Source organism: Citrobacter sp. LUTT5, assembly GCF_009905315.1.
GTDB lineage: Bacteria > Pseudomonadota > Gammaproteobacteria > Enterobacterales > Enterobacteriaceae > Citrobacter > Citrobacter freundii.
In genome coordinates this window covers 1032439-1048448 of record NZ_CP047606.1, presented here as the reverse complement: position 1 = coordinate 1048448, position 16010 = coordinate 1032439, and the positions used below count along the sequence as shown (strand labels likewise).

Below are 16010 nucleotides of genomic sequence, written 5' to 3'. Positions count from 1 at the left end.
TGATTCATAATATGTCAGCTAATGATTTTGATATTAAATAGCCTCCGCAGGAGGCTAGATTGCTCTAACGTGAGCAAGGGTTTTGGCTTGCCAATATGGTATCCCTGTAACCACCCGATATTCATCTGCTCCAGGCACATCTGGATTTCAGCATTTTCAACAAATTCGGCGACAACCTGCATATCTTTCATTGCCGCAACCTGGCAGAAAGATTCGATGATATAGTGACTAATCTTACATTTTGTAATCCCACGAACGAAAGACCCATCGATCTTCAAAATATCTGCTTCAATGCTCATCAGACGTTCATAGCTTGCAAACCCAGCCCCAAAGTCATCTATCGCGATCCGGCATCCCAACTGACGTAGTGAGCGTAGCGCTTCTACCGTTTGCTCTTTATCTGACAGGGTATCAGCCTCGGTTATCTCAAAAATAATCCGTTGCGGTATCACCATATATTCCTGCAACAACTCCGCGATCTTTGCAACCAAACCTGAACAGCATAACGTCACTGGCGCCAGGTTAATGGAAAAACAACTCAGCGGATGGTAGCGCATGTATTTCAGGGTGTTCTCAATAACCCAAAGATCGATATCAGGCGCTAACCCCGTGTCGCGAGCGACCGACAAAAAGTGGTCAGGGGAAATAAATTCCCCGCTCTCATTGTGCATGCGGATCAATATCTCATGATAAGGCTCTTCACCACGAGTGCTGACGATAGGCTGGGCCAGCAGGACAAAGGTGTTGTGATCCAACGCGTGCAGCAGTGCAGCGCGAATATCCGTTGTATCGGCAGTAGGGTTGCCAAACCATCGGCTATGCTGAGACTCGAGACTTTCCGGCCTGCCGTTGATCATTGGCGATATAACTTTTGTTATTATTGGAAGAAATATCATATTCATATCAAATTAATAAATAAATACTAATTTATAGATAAAAATGGACATTTCGTGTAGAGTGCAGTAAACACTTCAGACGATATCAATGTTAACTTTAATAGATAAACAAAGAGAGTTTTCCTCGATTCATAATTATTTTTCCGTCATTTACTAACTCCTGCAGTACTTTATGGATAGCGCTGCGTGAGATATGATTTCGAGCGAGAATAAATGTATACACGGACGTTTTCTCACGGACCCCAGGATCCATCGCCCAGATATATTTTACGTGTTCAATAATCTGCTCACGTATAGTGCGGTGCGACTGCAACGCCTCACGCTGGAAATAACGTTGAAGATGATGCGTTAAGATATCAAACGCCTGCTTCCATAAGTTTTTGGCTGTAAACAGGAGATCGGCATTTTGTACGCTCATCGCCCACATTTCACAATCGGTATCACAACGTAAATAGTGGCCGGCCACTTCCGTACGCATTTGTGGCAGGCCGAGAATGGCAGGTGCAGAAATACTCACCGTGACTAAATCGTTTTCCACACGATAAACAGAGACAGTCCCTTTATCCAGAAACAAGATATGTCCATCGGTCTTCAAATCAATACGCTGACGTTTTTTACGTAACGACAGCCAGGCATTATCCGACTTCTTCATTTCATCGCCAACGAGCACTACAGCATTTTCAATTTCTTTCTGGAACATGGGACTCTCTACCGCAAATTATGGCTTTGTCAAAAAGATGGTTAAATTTACTCAGCACTAAAAATAAATGTCAGCTCGCAAACAAGCTGACATTTATTCCCATCTACATCTACCACCGGCATTCCCTGGTGCGTTGACGCGTTAAGGTTCATGCTGTTTTCGCGTGGTGGTGTCAGGCAGTATATGGCGCTGTCCATAAAGAATTAATGGCAATCATCTTTGTCGACATTTTTTCATCTTTCTGTTCTTTTTATAGTGGCAAAAAAGATACAATCAATTGATTTCAATGAATTTTATTTTCATTAAAAAGTTATCATTCTTGTTATATCATGATACTAAATTGCAACACTTCTCAGTTCTCGCTGTGGGATTAGGTCCATGCTGGTGGTCTTTATAGGCTCAGTGGTATCATGACTAACCAACCATCTGACGCATCATCAAGAGTAGAGACAATATGTCTGAGACTGGCAATGTCAGTTATCTGATTGAAAATAGAATAATATTTACGCCAGCCGCACAATGTCTGGCGCGGGTAGATCACCCCAATCAGCGGATAAAACTCAAACACTCAGCGTCGTTATGTCTTTTATTACTTATTCAACATCGCGGGCAAGTGGTTTCTCAAAACGAATTGCTGGAATTCGGTTGGGGTAAAAATCACCGCCAGGTAAGTTTCAACGCCTTTTATCAAAGTATTCTCTCGTTGCGTAAAAGCTTGCTGCAGCTGGAGCTTCAACAACCGCTGATCACAACGATTCCCCGCAAAGGGCTGATCATTCAGGAAGAGTTTGATATTCAGGTCATTGATACACCGGAGAATAACTCTGCTTCTGCTGAAGAATCCTTAGCGCCATTAGCGCCAGATGCCACCATTGAGGAACTTTTGGCTGACACGCCGCGTCAACCTTTGATAACGACAGCAGAAACGATAATGTTGGCACTTACCCTGATAATTTGTGTGCTTATATTATATCCGTGGCAAGCCAGCGATGATTATTTCTCCGGCTATATCGCCGCGAGTAAAACACCAACAGACTGTCAGTATTATTTCAATAGCGATGCCAGTAACTTTTCCCGGCATACCGCGTTTATCGACAAAAACCCAGGATTGTGTCAGAGCCATAAATTTATTTATATCACAACCTATCCTGAGTCTAAGAAACTGTCCGCGCTGGTGTGTCGCTCACCGATAAAAGCCAGGCAGGAAAACGCCTGTCAGCCGGTATATTACCCACGGTATGATAGCTAATGAATTTATATCCCCGAACCTCCCGCATCCAGACAGGTATTATCCTGCTGCTTTGTTTTGCTACGCTAATTCTTACTGTCATTTATCGGTACAGTAAGAACAATGGCGAGTTACAAGATCTTACCTGCCGCTCTGCCATCGAAATTGTACGCAATACAAGCTCGTTCCGAGGGATTATTGATATCAAAACCGGGGGCAGTAAAGGTATTGTTAATATTGATGGTATTATCAAAGATGCCGAAAATAATGAGCAGACCGTGCAACGCATGGTACTTTTTACACAATCCAGCTACGGCTCAAGCCCGGTTTGGATTTCACAGAAAATCCAAATTTCCAATCGCGAAACGGCTCCCGCCAGCCTTATTCAGGAACTCCTCCCCGACTTTTTCCTGACCAACACCAGCGTATCCAACGTCGATTTTTTTGCGCTGAACAGCGAGACATACCTGATTACCAAAGAGGGGATCCCCTATCTGTATTGCCAGAATTATGCTTTGCCGGAAAATGAATAATCAATAAGCGTTCTGGCGGCAAAACCTACGGATGAATCTCAGCCGTTGTCGGTGATAAGATAGACCATTCAGGCCGAGCCAACGCTCGTCGTTACTGCCCTTCAGGCGGCTTTCGAATGACAAATTTGTGGGTTTATGTGAGTTTCCAGGGGCTCACGTGAGACTGCCCAGGTACCCCAAAAGATTAAAAAAAGAGCAAAAGCGATATGAAAGAGTCACTTGATACGGACTTCACGAACCATACCCCAATGATGCAGCAGTATCTCAAGCTGAAAGCCCAGCATCCGGAGATACTGTTGTTTTACCGCATGGGCGACTTTTACGAACTGTTTTATGACGATGCGAAACGCGCGTCTCAGCTGCTTGATATCTCCCTGACCAAACGCGGCGCATCAGCAGGCGAGCCTATCCCGATGGCGGGTATTCCTCACCATGCGGTAGAAAACTACCTCGCAAAGCTGGTCAATCAGGGGGAATCTGTCGCTATTTGTGAGCAAATCGGCGATCCGGCAACCAGCAAAGGTCCGGTTGAGCGCAAAGTGGTGCGTATCGTCACGCCTGGCACCATCAGTGATGAAGCGCTGTTGCAAGAACGCCAGGACAACCTGCTGGCCGCTATCTGGCAAGACAGTAAAGGTTACGGCTATGCCACGCTGGATATCAGCTCCGGGCGTTTTCGCGTCAGCGAACCGGCCGACCGCGAGACCATGGCCGCAGAATTGCAGCGCACCAATCCCGCTGAACTGCTGTATGCCGAAGATTTCGCTGAAACCTCACTGATTGAGGGGCGTCGCGGATTACGTCGTCGCCCACTATGGGAATTTGAAATCGATACTGCTCGCCAGCAGCTAAACTTGCAGTTTGGCACGCGGGATCTGATTGGTTTTGGCGTGGAAAACGCCCCGCGCGGATTATGTGCTGCTGGCTGTCTGCTGCAATACGTAAAAGATACCCAGCGCACCTCACTGCCGCATATTCGTTCCATCACCATGGAACGTCAACAGGACAGCATCATTATGGATGCCGCCACGCGCCGCAATCTGGAAATTACCCAGAACCTGGCGGGCGGCGTTGAAAACACACTGGCTTCAGTACTCGACTGCACCGTGACGCCGATGGGCAGCCGTATGCTCAAGCGCTGGCTGCATATGCCGGTCCGTGACACCAAAGTCCTTACCGAGCGTCAACAGACTATCGGCGCGCTACAGGATTCCACCAGTGAATTGCAACCCGTGCTGCGTCAGGTCGGCGATCTGGAACGTATCCTGGCGCGTTTGGCCCTGCGTACTGCGCGTCCGCGCGATCTGGCCCGTATGCGTCATGCCTTCCAGCAATTACCGGAACTGCGCGCGCAACTGGAAAGTGTAGACAGTGCCCCCGTGCAGATGCTGCGCGAGAAAATGGGTGAGTTTGCAGAGCTGCGTGAACTGCTGGAACGCGCCGTTGTGGAAGCTCCGCCAGTGCTGGTTCGCGACGGTGGCGTCATCGCCCCGGGCTATAACGAAGAACTGGACGAATGGCGAGCGCTGGCTGATGGCGCAACTGACTATCTGGACAGACTGGAAATCCGTGAGCGCGAGCGCACCGGTCTGGATACGCTGAAGGTTGGGTTTAACGCCGTTCATGGCTACTACATTCAGATCAGTCGCGGGCAGAGCCATCTGGCGCCGATTAACTATGTGCGCCGCCAGACGCTGAAAAACGCAGAACGCTACATTATTCCGGAACTGAAAGAGTACGAAGACAAAGTTCTGACGTCAAAAGGTAAAGCACTGGCGCTGGAAAAACAGCTGTACGATGAGCTGTTCGACATGCTGTTGCCGCATCTGGCTGATTTGCAACAGAGCGCCAGCGCGCTGGCGGAGCTGGACGTACTGGTCAACCTTGCAGAACGCGCTTATACCCTGAATTACACCTGCCCGACCTTCACCGATAAACCCGGCATTCGTATTACTGAGGGACGTCATCCGGTGGTTGAACAGGTGCTAACCGAGCCGTTTATCGCCAACCCGCTTAACCTCTCGCCTCAGCGACGGATGCTGATCATCACCGGTCCGAATATGGGGGGTAAAAGTACCTATATGCGCCAGACCGCGTTGATTGCGCTGTTGGCCTACATCGGCAGCTACGTTCCGGCGCAGAAAGTGGAAATAGGCCCGATCGATCGGATCTTTACCCGCGTGGGCGCGGCGGATGATCTGGCATCCGGTCGTTCTACCTTTATGGTAGAAATGACCGAAACCGCCAACATTCTGCATAACGCCACCGAGAACAGCCTGGTACTGATGGATGAGATTGGACGCGGCACCTCCACCTACGACGGCCTGTCGCTGGCATGGGCGTGCGCGGAAAATCTGGCCAATAAAATCAAAGCATTAACGTTGTTTGCCACCCACTACTTCGAACTGACTCAGTTACCGGAAAAAATGGAGGGCGTCGCGAATGTGCATCTGGATGCGTTAGAGCACGGCGATACCATCGCCTTCATGCACAGCGTACAGGATGGTGCAGCGAGCAAGAGCTATGGTCTGGCAGTAGCAGCCCTGGCTGGCGTGCCGAAAGAGGTTATTAAACGCGCGCGGCAAAAACTGCGCGAACTGGAAAGCATTGCGCCAAACGTTGCTGCGACCCAAGTCGATGGAACACAGATGTCGCTGCTTTCAGTGCCTGAAGAAACCTCGCCCGCCGTTGAAGCGCTGGAAAACCTCGACCCGGATTCACTAACGCCTCGCCAGGCGCTGGAGTGGATCTACCGGTTGAAAAGTCTGGTGTAACGTTGTAATGCCCGATGGCGCTTTGCTTATCGGGCCTACGGCAACGCGAGAATGGGTGCAAGAGGACGAAACCGGACCATCAAAACGCGGGGTTTCCCCCGCGTTGTTGCTACTTCTTCGGTTCGTAAGCGAGAACAGCTTTAAACTCCATACCACGTTCTTTAATACTTAACTCGCACAACGAATCTCGTACCATTAACGTGAATCCCAGCACCGTGAAACACAGCACTACAATTGCCACAAGGGCATATTTTGTCAGCATGTCTTGCCTCCCTGCAAAGAAGAGACTAACATCCAAATGGTCTAGGTTTGTACGCTAGCCTCAGGTTGATAGAACTATCTCCTGGGGCTTTTGTCTTTCCGGGACCTTACAAATGCTCAAAGCCCAGAAAGCCTCAAGCACCCGCCGCTATTCTATTCCCGATGCCGCTGTAACAAATCAATTTATCAATACGTTACGAGTCTACTCGCAAAAAAGACCCGGAATCCCGGGCCTTCAGTATTAGCGCTTACCTTCCGCCAGCAGCGGTGGAATACTCGGCACCATCGGTGCGTCATCCATATCTTTTTGCGTCATACGAAACGCCTCCGGGTAGTGCTCGCGACTGGTACGACGTAGCGGTTCGGTATTACGCCAGGTGTACAGACAATGCTGGCACTGATATACCGTCCAGACACCTTTTACCGGCGAGTTTGCCATCACTTCAATATGTTCATCGGCACAACGTGGACAAATCATCTGCTACTCCTTATTTACGGTTGGCCAGCATGGCGGTCAGTTTTTCTGCCCAGGCTTTCGTTTCCGGTAAATCACATACCGGCTGGCTGTAGTGCCCACGGTTATCCGGCGCGACCGGCGTGGTAGCATCAATAATTAACTTGTCGGTAATCCCCGCCGGACTGGAACCCGGATCAAGCTCCAGCACCGACATATTCGGCAGTTGCACCAGATCGCCCGCCGGATTGACCTTCGAAGACAGCGCCCACATCACCTGCGGCAGGTTGAACGGGTCAACATCCTCATCAACCATAATCACCATTTTCACGTACCCCAGGCCATGCGGCGTCGTCATTGCGCGCAGCCCCACCGCGCGGGCAAAGCCGCCGTAGCGTTTTTTGGTGGAGATAATCGCCAGCAAACCGTGGGTGTACATGGCATTCACCGCCTGCACTTCCGGGAACTCGGCTTTCAGCTGTTGATACAGCGGTACGCAGGTTGCCGGCCCCATCAGGTAGTCAATCTCCGTCCACGGCATCCCCAGATATAGCGATTCAAAAATCGGTTTGGTGCGATAAGAGACTTTATCGATACGTACGACCGTCATATTACGTCCACCGGAATAGTGCCCGGTAAACTCGCCAAATGGCCCTTCGATTTCACGCTTACGGCTTTCAATGACCCCTTCGAGGATCACTTCCGAACCCCAAGGTACGTCAAAGCCGGTAAGCGGTGCGGTAGCGATCGGGTACGGGCTTTCACGCAGCGCTCCCGCCATTTCGTATTCCGACTGATCGTACTTCAGCGGCGTGGCCCCCATCAGGGTGATGATGGGATCGTTACCCAGCGTGATGGCAATCGGCAGATCTTCACCGCGCTCTTCAGCTTTATGCAGATGCAGCGCGATATCATGCATCGGCACCGGCTGCAGGCCAAGCTTGCGTTTGCCCTTCACTTCCATACGATAAATGCCGACGTTCTGTTTGCCGAAGTTGTCCGGATCCAGCGGATCGCGCGACACCACGCAGGCTTTATCAAGATAGAAACCGCCGTCACCATCGTTCAGACGAAACAGCGGCAGAATATCAAACAGGTTGATCTCCTCACCATCAACACAGTTTTCAGCCCACGCCGGGTTGGCACGACGCTCCGGCGTAACCGGAAATTTATCCCAACGGCGAATAAACTCATCAATTTGTTTTTTCACCGGCGTATTGGGCGGCAGGCCTAATGAAATGGCATGATTCTGCCATGAGCCGATGGTATTCATCGCCACGCGGGCATCGGTAAAACCACGAATATTGTCAAACCACAGCGCAGGCGCACCATCACCAATACGTCCGGTCGCGTTAGCCGCCGCAGCCAGATCCGGCTCAGCGTTGACTTCTTCACTGATTTTCAGCAATTGTCCCTGGTCGTCCAGCGCTTGTAAAAAGCTGCGCAAATCATCAAATGCCATTATTCATTCTCCTGTGAAAAATTCTGCGCCTGCCGTAAACCCTGCCAGCGACGGGCGTTTGGATGCTCCAGACCAAACTGATCGAGCACACGCGCAACGATATGCTGAGTGATGTCATCGACCGTTTGCGGGTGGTTGTAAAACGCGGGCATCGGCGGGACCATCGCCACGCCCATGCGGGAAAGTGCGAGCATGTTTTCCAGATGAATAGTGCTGAGCGGCATTTCACGCGGAACCAGAACCAGCTTGCGCCCTTCTTTAAGCACCACATCAGCAGCGCGCCCCACCAGTCCTTCCGCGTAGCCTGCTCGAATACCGGCCAGCGTTTTCATACTGCAGGGGATAATGATCATGCCGTCAGTACGAAACGATCCTGAGGATATGGTCGCCGACTGGTCCGCCGGGTTGTGGCAATAATCGGCCAACGCCGACACATCACGGACGCTGTACGGCGTCTCCAGTTCAATAGTGGTTTTGGCCCACTTTGACAGCACCAGATGGGTTTCTACCCCCGGCATTTCCCGCAGCGCCAGCAATAGCGACACACCAAGCGGTGCGCCGGTCGCCCCGGTCATTCCTACAATCAGTCTCATTTCGCCCTCAAATTTGTTCGTGTACGAACATTTTGATTAAAATACTCCCTCGATGCATTCCGGACAAGAGCACCTCGCACAGATTGCTAAAGCAGCAATGGTTAAACTATGACGCGTTACCCGTTAAGATAGAGACTGACAGATATTCCGGAGCTCTCATGCCGTTAAGAAACACAGCCTTTCACCTTTTACGTCAGCTTTTTCAGCAACATACGGCTCGCTGGCAACATGAATTACCGGATCTGACCAAACCGCAGTATGCGGTGATGCGCGCCATTGCCGAGCATCCCGGCATTGAGCAGGTCGCCCTGACCGAAGCCGCAGTCTGTACCAAGGCAACGCTTGCGGAAATGCTGAGCCGGATGGAAAAACGGGAGTTGGTCAGACGTGAACACGACCCGGCGGATAAGCGTCGGCGATTTGTTTATTTGACCGCGCAAGGAGAAGCATTACTGACCAGCGCAACCCCGTTAGGCGATAGCGTGGATGATGAGTTTCTGGGGCGATTATCTGATGAAGAACGTGAGCAGTTCACACGTCTGGTGCGTAAGATGATGAACTAATCTGCCGGATGGCGACATAAATGTCTTATCCGGCCTACAAAGTCCTGCTCCCCGTAGGCCTGATAAACGCAGTGCCATCAGGCAACAAACATAGAAAAAGGCCAGTCTCAATGAGACTGGCCTTTCTTGATAGAACTTGTGCTTACTCGCGGAACAGCGCTTCGATATTCAGTCCCTGAGTCTGCAGGATTTCACGCAGACGACGCAGACCTTCAACCTGAATCTGGCGAACACGTTCACGGGTGAGGCCAATTTCGCGGCCTACATCTTCCAGTGTCGCAGCTTCATACCCCAGCAGACCAAAGCGACGTGCCAGTACCTCACGCTGTTTGGCGTTCAGTTCGAACAGCCATTTGACGATGCTCTGTTTCATATCATCGTCTTGCGTGGTGTCTTCCGGGCCGTTTTCCTTTTCATCGGCCAGAATATCCAGCAACGCTTTTTCGGAATCGCCACCCAGCGGGGTGTCTACCGAGGTAATACGCTCGTTGAGTCGGAGCATACGGCTGACGTCATCAACCGGTTTGTCCAGTTGTTCAGCAATCTCTTCTGCGCTCGGTTCGTGGTCCAGTTTATGCGACAACTCACGCGCGGTACGCAGATAGACGTTCAGCTCTTTTACAATGTGAATTGGCAGTCGGATCGTACGGGTTTGGTTCATAATCGCCCGTTCGATCGTCTGGCGGATCCACCAGGTTGCGTATGTTGAGAAGCGGAACCCGCGTTCTGGGTCAAACTTCTCGACTGCACGGATCAGTCCCAGATTGCCCTCTTCAATCAGGTCCAGCAATGCCAGACCACGATTGCCATAACGACGAGCAATTTTCACCACCAGACGCAAGTTACTTTCAATCATGCGACGGCGGGATGCGACATCCCCACGCAGTGCGCGACGCGCAAAATAAACTTCTTCTTCGGCTGTTAACAGTGGTGAATAACCAATCTCACCAAGGTAAAGCTGAGTCGCGTCCAACACACGCTGTGTGGCCCCCTGCGATAACAGCTCTTCTTCAGCCAGGTCGTTATCACTGGGTTCCTCTTCACTCAAGGCTTTTTCATCAAAAGCCTCTACTCCGTTCTCATCAAATTCCGCATCTTCATTTAAATCATGAACTTTCAGCGTATTCTGACTCATAAAGGTGGCTCCTACCCGTGATCCCTAACGGAACTAGCACGTGAAAGCCTGGTTCCGCCGAATTATCGCTGCGGTAAATAACGCAGCGGGTTTACGGATTTCCCCTTGTAACGAATTTCAAAATGCAAGCGTGTTGAACTGGTTCCGGTACTACCCATGGTAGCTATTTTCTGCCCCGCCTTGATTTCTTGTTGTTCCCGGACCAGCATTGTATCGTTATGGGCGTAGGCACTCAGGTAATCATCGTTATGTTTGATGATAATAAGATTACCGTAACCACGCAGCGCGTTACCGGCATAGACGACGCGTCCATCTGCGGTCGCGACAATAGCCTGTCCCTTGCTGCCTGCAATGTCGATCCCTTTATTGCCACCTTCGGTAGCCGCAAAGTTTTCGATCACTTTGCCGTCGGTCGGCCAGCGCCAGGTAGAGATTGGCGAGCTGGTTGACGTTGAGCTTGCAGTTGATTCGGTTGCGCTAACTGCCGGAGCCGTTACAGGCGCTGTGACCACAGTCCCAGCAGGCTTGTTGTTCGGCAACATTTTATTAGCACTTTGTTCACCTGAATCCTCAGAATACGTAATTGTTGGTTTCGAAGCAACAGCAACGGTGGAATTTTGTGCAGGGTTGGTCACAACTCCTTGCTGTGCTGCATCCGCCTGGGTGATGGCATTTCCACCGGTAATCGGTGCGCCAGACGCATTGCCCACTTGCAGAGTTTGACCGACATTCAGGCCATACGGGGCCGGAACGTTATTGCGTTGTGCGAGATCACGGAAATCGTTCCCGGTAATCCAGGCAATATAGAAAAGGGTGTCGCCTTTCTTAACAGTATAGGTACTGCCGCCCGTATAGCTACCTTTCGGAATGTTCCCATACTTACGGTTGTACACAATACGACCGTTTTCCATCTGCACAGGTTGTTCCGCAACAGGCTGGATCTGTGTTGACTGTGTGGTCGGACGCTGCACCGGCTGGATCTGCGGCGTTTGCTGTACTGTCGACGTCGAGCCCATTTTTGGTGGAGGCGTAATCAGCATACCGGAATTGGTGTTCGTTGATGCACCGCCATCAACGGAACTGACCGGTGCAGGTGGATTCGAGGTATTTGAACAACCCGCCAGCCATAATGAAACCAGTGACAATGCCGCAATGCGGCGAACGGTAAATTTGTGGCTTCCCGCGCTCATTTATCCCCCAGGAAAATTTGGTTAAAACCAGTGACGTAATCACCGTGCAAGGCATCGGACTGGGCACTGGAAACGTGACCACGATACGCTTACTAATTCCAGAATATCCAGGAAAACTCCAGGTATTCAGAGCCTGTATCTACGCAAGCTCCCCTTTTACTAAGGGAACGAAGCGTACGGCCTCCACGGTATCGATAATAAATTCGCCTCCCCGACGACGCACCCGTTTCAGAAACTGGTGCTCGTCACCCACGGGTAAGACGAGAATGCCGCCTTCATCCAACTGCATCATCAATGCGGTTGGGATCTCAGGCGGCGCTGCCGTAACAATGATAGCGTCAAAAGGGGCTCGCGCTTGCCAGCCTTGCCATCCATCACCATGACGGGTAGAAACATTATGTAAATCAAGCTGTTTAAGTCGACGACGCGCCTGCCACTGCAAACCTTTAATGCGCTCAACAGAGCACACATGGTGCACCAGGTGCGCCAGAATCGCCGTTTGGTAGCCAGAGCCGGTACCAATTTCCAGCACCCGGGACTGTGGCGTTAACTCCAGCAGCTCGGTCATCCGTGCAACCATATAGGGCTGCGAAATCGTCTGCCCCTGACCAATCGGCAGGGCAATATTGTCCCAGGCCTTATGTTCAAACGCCTCATCAATGAATTTTTCACGCGGCACGGCGGCAAGTGCATCGAGAACAAGCTCATCTCTGATGCCCTGCGCACGTAATTGTTCAAGAAGAGTGTGTACGCGTCTGCTTACCATTGCGTGTCGGCTCCCACGCTGTCTAACCAGTCAGAAACAACTTCATGCGCGCCGTATGCGGTTAAATCGACATGCAGCGGCGTGATGGAAACATAGCCTTCATCGACGGCGGCAAAATCAGTATCCGGTCCGGCGTCGCACTTTTCGCCCGGTGGCCCGATCCAGTACAGCGTATTACCGCGCGGGTCCTGCTGTGGTATCACCTGATCTGCAGGATGGCGACTACCGCAGCGGGTGACGCGGATACCTTTAATCTGATCCAGCGGTAAATCCGGCACGTTGATATTCAAAATGCGCCCGGTGCGCAGCGGTTCACGACTCAGCGCCCGTAAGATACGGCAGGTTACTGCGGCAGCAGTATCGTAGTGTTTATGCCCATCAAGTGAGACAGCCAGCGCAGGGAAGCCCAGGTGACGACCTTCCATCGCCGCCGCAACGGTACCGGAATAGATAACATCATCGCCGAGATTAGGACCTGCGTTAATACCAGACACGACAATGTCCGGACGCGGACGCATTAATGCGTTAACGCCCAGATAGACGCAATCGGTAGGTGTACCCATTTGTACGGCGATATCACCGTTATCATAGGTGAACGTGCGAAGTGAGGATTCCAGCGTCAGCGAGTTGGACGCGCCACTGCGGTTACGATCCGGGGCAACCACCTGTACGTCAGCAAACTCACGCAGCGCTTTCGCCAGCGTTTGTATACCGGGTGCGTGAACCCCATCATCGTTACTCAGCAATATACGCATAATCACCCATTGTGTTAATAAGTTCCCTTACAACACTGGTGGCGAAGCTACCTGCCGGTAGCCAGAAACGTAACTCAACGGTTACGTCATCCCACCAGTTCCAGCTTAATTGTTGTGGATACAGCAACATAGCGCGACGCGATGCGTCGACTTTCTCGCGCAATAACAGAAACTGCAGCGCGGTTTCATCAGCAACAGCGGCTTCTTCAAACGCCAGCGCGTCGCGTTGAGTTCCCCACTCACCGCTGCCCGGCAATGCCGCTGTAATCATCAACTCTTTCTCATCGACGCGACGCTGTAATTCAGTTTGTTCTTCCTGTGTGGCGACAAACCAGCTTCCGCGCCCCGATAATTGTAGCGCATCGCCGTCAACAACTTGATTAAAGTCTGTTTTTTTCAGGCGTTCACTGACTATCTGATTAAACAACGCGCTACGGGCCGCCGACAACCAAAAACTGCGTTTATTGCGATCGCGCACCGGCGCATCGCTTTGCGCCCAGCGCAGCGCCCCTTGCAGGTTGCTGCCGCCGATACCAAAACGCTGAGCGCCAAAATAGTTCGGTACGCCGCGCTCGTTAATTGCCTGCAAACGCGCTTCAACATCATTTCGCTCGCTCACTTCACGCAACACCAGCGTAAATTCGTTGCCTTTCAGCGCCCCTAAACGCAGCTTACGCTTGTGGCGCGCGTACTCCAGCACTTTACAGCCTTCAAGCTCAAATTTGCTTAAATCAGGCATCGCATTGCCCGGCACACGCGCACACAGCCACTGTTCCGTGACCGCATGCTTGTCTTTCTGGCCAGCAAAGCTCACTTCGCGGGCATGAATTTTCAGGAATTTCGCCAGCGCGTCAGCCACAAAACGGGTGTTACAACCGTTTTTCAGGATACGCACCAAAATGTGCTCGCCTTCGCCATCGGGTTCGAAGCCTAAATCTTCGACGACGACAAAGTCTTCCGGATTCGCTTTCAGAACGCCATGGCCTTGTGGTTTGCCATGGAGATACGTCAGATCTTCAAACGCAGTCATTTCGTTGCCTTAATGAGTAACGCCACCGCTTCACAGGCAATCCCTTCCCCACGCCCGGTAAAACCGAGTTTTTCCGTGGTGGTCGCTTTCACGTTAACATCATCCATATGGCAGCCGAGGTCTTCGGCAATAAACACACGCATTTGTGGAATGTGCGGCAGCATCTTCGGCGCCTGAGCAATAATTGTCACATCCACATTACCAAGCGTATAGCCTTTGGCTTGAATACGCCGCCAGGCTTCACGCAATAATTCACGACTATCTGCACCTTTAAAGGCCGGGTCGGTGTCCGGGAATAGCTTACCGATATCCCCCAGCGCAGCCGCGCCCAGCAGAGCATCGGTTAACGCGTGCAACGCCACGTCACCATCAGAATGCGCCAGCAATCCTTTTTCATACGGGATGCGCACACCACCAATGATAATTGGGCCAACTCCTCCAAAAGCGTGTACGTCGAAACCGTGTCCAATTCGCATTATGCCTTCTCCTGATATACACAGCGTCCTCCAGGCAGCCTGAAGGATGATGTATCTAGATAGTTCGGGTCAGATAAAATTCCGCCAGCGCCAGATCTTCCGGGCGGGTGACTTTGATGTTGTCAGCACGTCCTTCGACCAGCTGCGGATGAAAGCCGCAATATTCCAGCGCCGAAGCTTCGTCTGTAATAGTTGCACCTTCGTTGAGTGCACGTGTCAGGCAATCGTGCAATAACTCGCGCGGGAAAAACTGCGGCGTCAACGCATGCCATAAATCGGTGCGATCGACCGTATGGGCGATGTCTGTTCGCCCCGGCTCCGCGCGTTTCATTGTGTCGCGTACCGGTGCGGCAAGGATCCCGCCGGTACGGCTGGACTCGCTGATTGCCAGCAAACGGGCCAAATCATCCTGGTGCAGGCACGGACGCGCGGCGTCATGCACCAGCACCCAACGGGCCTCCCCTGCGGCTTGCAAACCGGCAAGGACAGAATCGGCACGCTCGTTGCCGCCATCCACCACCGTAATTTGCGGGTGCGCAGCAAGTGGAAGTTGGGCAAAGCGACTGTCGCCTGGGCTGATAGCGATGACGACTCGCGTCACCCGGGGATGAGCCAGCAACGCATCAACCGAGTGTTCAAGAATGGTTTTATTGCCAATAGAGAGGTACTGCTTAGGACACTCTGTTTGCATTCGGCGGCCAAACCCGGCAGCCGGCACCACGGCGCAAACGTCCAATAAAGTGGCTGCCATGTTAAATCCCTGGACGGTTTATCGATTGTTTTGCCCTGCAGTCTGAGCGCGTTTAGACGCGTCAGGCACCAGACGATAAAAGGTTTCGCCCGGCTTAGTCATACTGAGTTCGTTGCGCGCACGCTCCTCAATAGCCTCTTGTCCGCCATTGAGATCGTCAATTTCGGCAAAGAGCTGATCGTTACGCGCTTTAAGTTTCGCGTTTGTAGCTTGCTGCGCAGCAACATCATCGTTGACGCGACTATAGTCATGTATGCCGTTCTTACCGAACCACAGCGAATACTGCAGCCAGACTAATAAAGCCAGCAACAGCAGCGTTAGTTTACCCATCCTGCCCCCTGAAAAACGGCATTAATATCCCATAACTTCCGCAGACAACTTTACATCAACGGTCGGGAATGCCGCGACAACGCGGGCAAATGTACCACATTTGCCCGTTGTTA

Annotated in this window: 18 protein-coding genes; 4 read left to right on the top strand and 14 right to left on the bottom strand. The window is 51.6% G+C overall.

Annotated features, from left to right (window positions below; translation table 11 throughout):
- Window positions 1-14: 14 nt before the first annotated feature.
- Entirely contained in the window at window positions 15-902 is an 888-nt protein-coding gene (locus GUC46_RS04950) for an EAL domain-containing protein (protein WP_226807683.1), read from the bottom strand.
- Window positions 903-993: 91 nt separating this feature from the next.
- On the bottom strand, window positions 994-1596 hold the full coding sequence (locus GUC46_RS04945) for a helix-turn-helix domain-containing protein (RefSeq protein ID WP_160179866.1): 603 nt from the start codon (window positions 1594-1596) through the stop codon (window positions 994-996).
- Window positions 1597-2050: 454 nt separating this feature from the next.
- Here GUC46_RS04945 and GUC46_RS04940 point away from each other — a divergent pair, with 454 nt between their 5' ends.
- The 3 genes from GUC46_RS04940 to mutS all read left to right on the top strand — a co-directional run bounded on the left by GUC46_RS04940 (window position 2051) and on the right by mutS (window position 6131).
- Entirely contained in the window at window positions 2051-2845 is a 795-nt protein-coding gene (locus tag GUC46_RS04940) for a winged helix-turn-helix domain-containing protein (RefSeq protein WP_160179864.1), read from the top strand.
- On the top strand, window positions 2845-3357 hold the full coding sequence (locus tag GUC46_RS04935) for a hypothetical protein (RefSeq protein ID WP_003846560.1): 513 nt from the start codon (window positions 2845-2847) through the stop codon (window positions 3355-3357). The genes GUC46_RS04940 and GUC46_RS04935 overlap by 1 nt, the downstream gene beginning before the upstream one ends.
- A 206-nt stretch (window positions 3358-3563) precedes the next feature.
- A complete protein-coding gene (mutS, locus tag GUC46_RS04930; RefSeq protein ID WP_054528732.1) occupies window positions 3564-6131 on the top strand; it encodes a DNA mismatch repair protein MutS in 2568 nt (855 codons plus the stop codon).
- Between the two features lie 109 nt (window positions 6132-6240).
- Here mutS and GUC46_RS04925 read toward each other — a convergent pair whose 3' ends face one another.
- From GUC46_RS04925 to GUC46_RS04910, 4 genes are all read right to left on the bottom strand, one after another.
- Window positions 6241-6393 carry a Hok/Gef family protein gene (locus GUC46_RS04925; RefSeq protein WP_003846557.1) on the bottom strand — a complete coding sequence of 51 codons (153 nt, stop codon included), beginning with the start codon at window positions 6391-6393 and terminating at the stop codon, window positions 6241-6243.
- 240 nt (window positions 6394-6633) lie between these two features.
- Entirely contained in the window at window positions 6634-6870 is a 237-nt protein-coding gene (locus GUC46_RS04920) for a non-oxidative hydroxyarylic acid decarboxylases subunit D (RefSeq protein ID WP_003840317.1), read from the bottom strand.
- A 10-nt stretch (window positions 6871-6880) separates the two neighbouring features.
- Complete coding sequence (locus GUC46_RS04915) at window positions 6881-8308, bottom strand: non-oxidative hydroxyarylic acid decarboxylases subunit C (protein WP_003846554.1); 1428 nt, start codon at window positions 8306-8308, stop codon at window positions 6881-6883.
- Complete coding sequence (locus GUC46_RS04910; protein WP_003034196.1) at window positions 8308-8901, bottom strand: non-oxidative hydroxyarylic acid decarboxylases subunit B; 594 nt, start codon at window positions 8899-8901, stop codon at window positions 8308-8310. Before GUC46_RS04910 ends, GUC46_RS04915 begins: the two co-directional genes overlap by 1 nt.
- 158 nt (window positions 8902-9059) lie before the next feature.
- Here GUC46_RS04910 and GUC46_RS04905 point away from each other — a divergent pair, with 158 nt between their 5' ends.
- Complete coding sequence (locus GUC46_RS04905; protein WP_003840322.1) at window positions 9060-9464, top strand: MarR family winged helix-turn-helix transcriptional regulator; 405 nt, start codon at window positions 9060-9062, stop codon at window positions 9462-9464.
- A 142-nt stretch (window positions 9465-9606) separates the two neighbouring features.
- Here the strand turns inward: GUC46_RS04905 and rpoS are convergent, their stop codons facing one another.
- From rpoS to ftsB, 8 genes are all read right to left on the bottom strand, one after another.
- On the bottom strand, window positions 9607-10599 hold the full coding sequence (gene rpoS / locus GUC46_RS04900; RefSeq protein ID WP_000081498.1) for an RNA polymerase sigma factor RpoS: 993 nt from the start codon (window positions 10597-10599) through the stop codon (window positions 9607-9609).
- A gap of 62 nt (window positions 10600-10661) precedes the next feature.
- The gene (nlpD, locus tag GUC46_RS04895; RefSeq protein WP_223232897.1) at window positions 10662-11744 is read right to left on the bottom strand and encodes a murein hydrolase activator NlpD; all 1083 of its coding nucleotides are present in this window, start codon (window positions 11742-11744) and stop codon (window positions 10662-10664) included.
- A gap of 184 nt (window positions 11745-11928) precedes the next feature.
- Window positions 11929-12555, bottom strand: coding sequence for a protein-L-isoaspartate(D-aspartate) O-methyltransferase (locus tag GUC46_RS04890; RefSeq protein ID WP_003034172.1), 627 nt, complete (start codon window positions 12553-12555; stop codon window positions 11929-11931).
- The gene (surE, locus tag GUC46_RS04885) at window positions 12549-13310 is read right to left on the bottom strand and encodes a 5'/3'-nucleotidase SurE (RefSeq protein ID WP_003825728.1); all 762 of its coding nucleotides are present in this window, start codon (window positions 13308-13310) and stop codon (window positions 12549-12551) included. The genes GUC46_RS04890 and surE overlap by 7 nt, the downstream gene beginning before the upstream one ends.
- Window positions 13291-14340 carry a tRNA pseudouridine(13) synthase TruD gene (gene truD, locus GUC46_RS04880; RefSeq protein ID WP_057102023.1) on the bottom strand — a complete coding sequence of 350 codons (1050 nt, stop codon included), beginning with the start codon at window positions 14338-14340 and terminating at the stop codon, window positions 13291-13293. The genes surE and truD overlap by 20 nt, the downstream gene beginning before the upstream one ends.
- Window positions 14337-14816 (bottom strand): 2-C-methyl-D-erythritol 2,4-cyclodiphosphate synthase, encoded by a 480-nt coding sequence (ispF, locus tag GUC46_RS04875; RefSeq protein ID WP_003034167.1) that lies wholly within the window; start codon window positions 14814-14816, stop codon window positions 14337-14339. The genes truD and ispF overlap by 4 nt, the downstream gene beginning before the upstream one ends.
- Window positions 14817-14871: 55 nt before the next feature.
- Complete coding sequence (gene ispD / locus GUC46_RS04870; RefSeq protein ID WP_003840328.1) at window positions 14872-15567, bottom strand: 2-C-methyl-D-erythritol 4-phosphate cytidylyltransferase; 696 nt, start codon at window positions 15565-15567, stop codon at window positions 14872-14874.
- Between the two features lie 18 nt (window positions 15568-15585).
- Entirely contained in the window at window positions 15586-15897 is a 312-nt protein-coding gene (gene ftsB / locus GUC46_RS04865; RefSeq protein ID WP_003034163.1) for a cell division protein FtsB, read from the bottom strand.
- Between the last annotated feature and the right edge of the window lie 113 nt (window positions 15898-16010).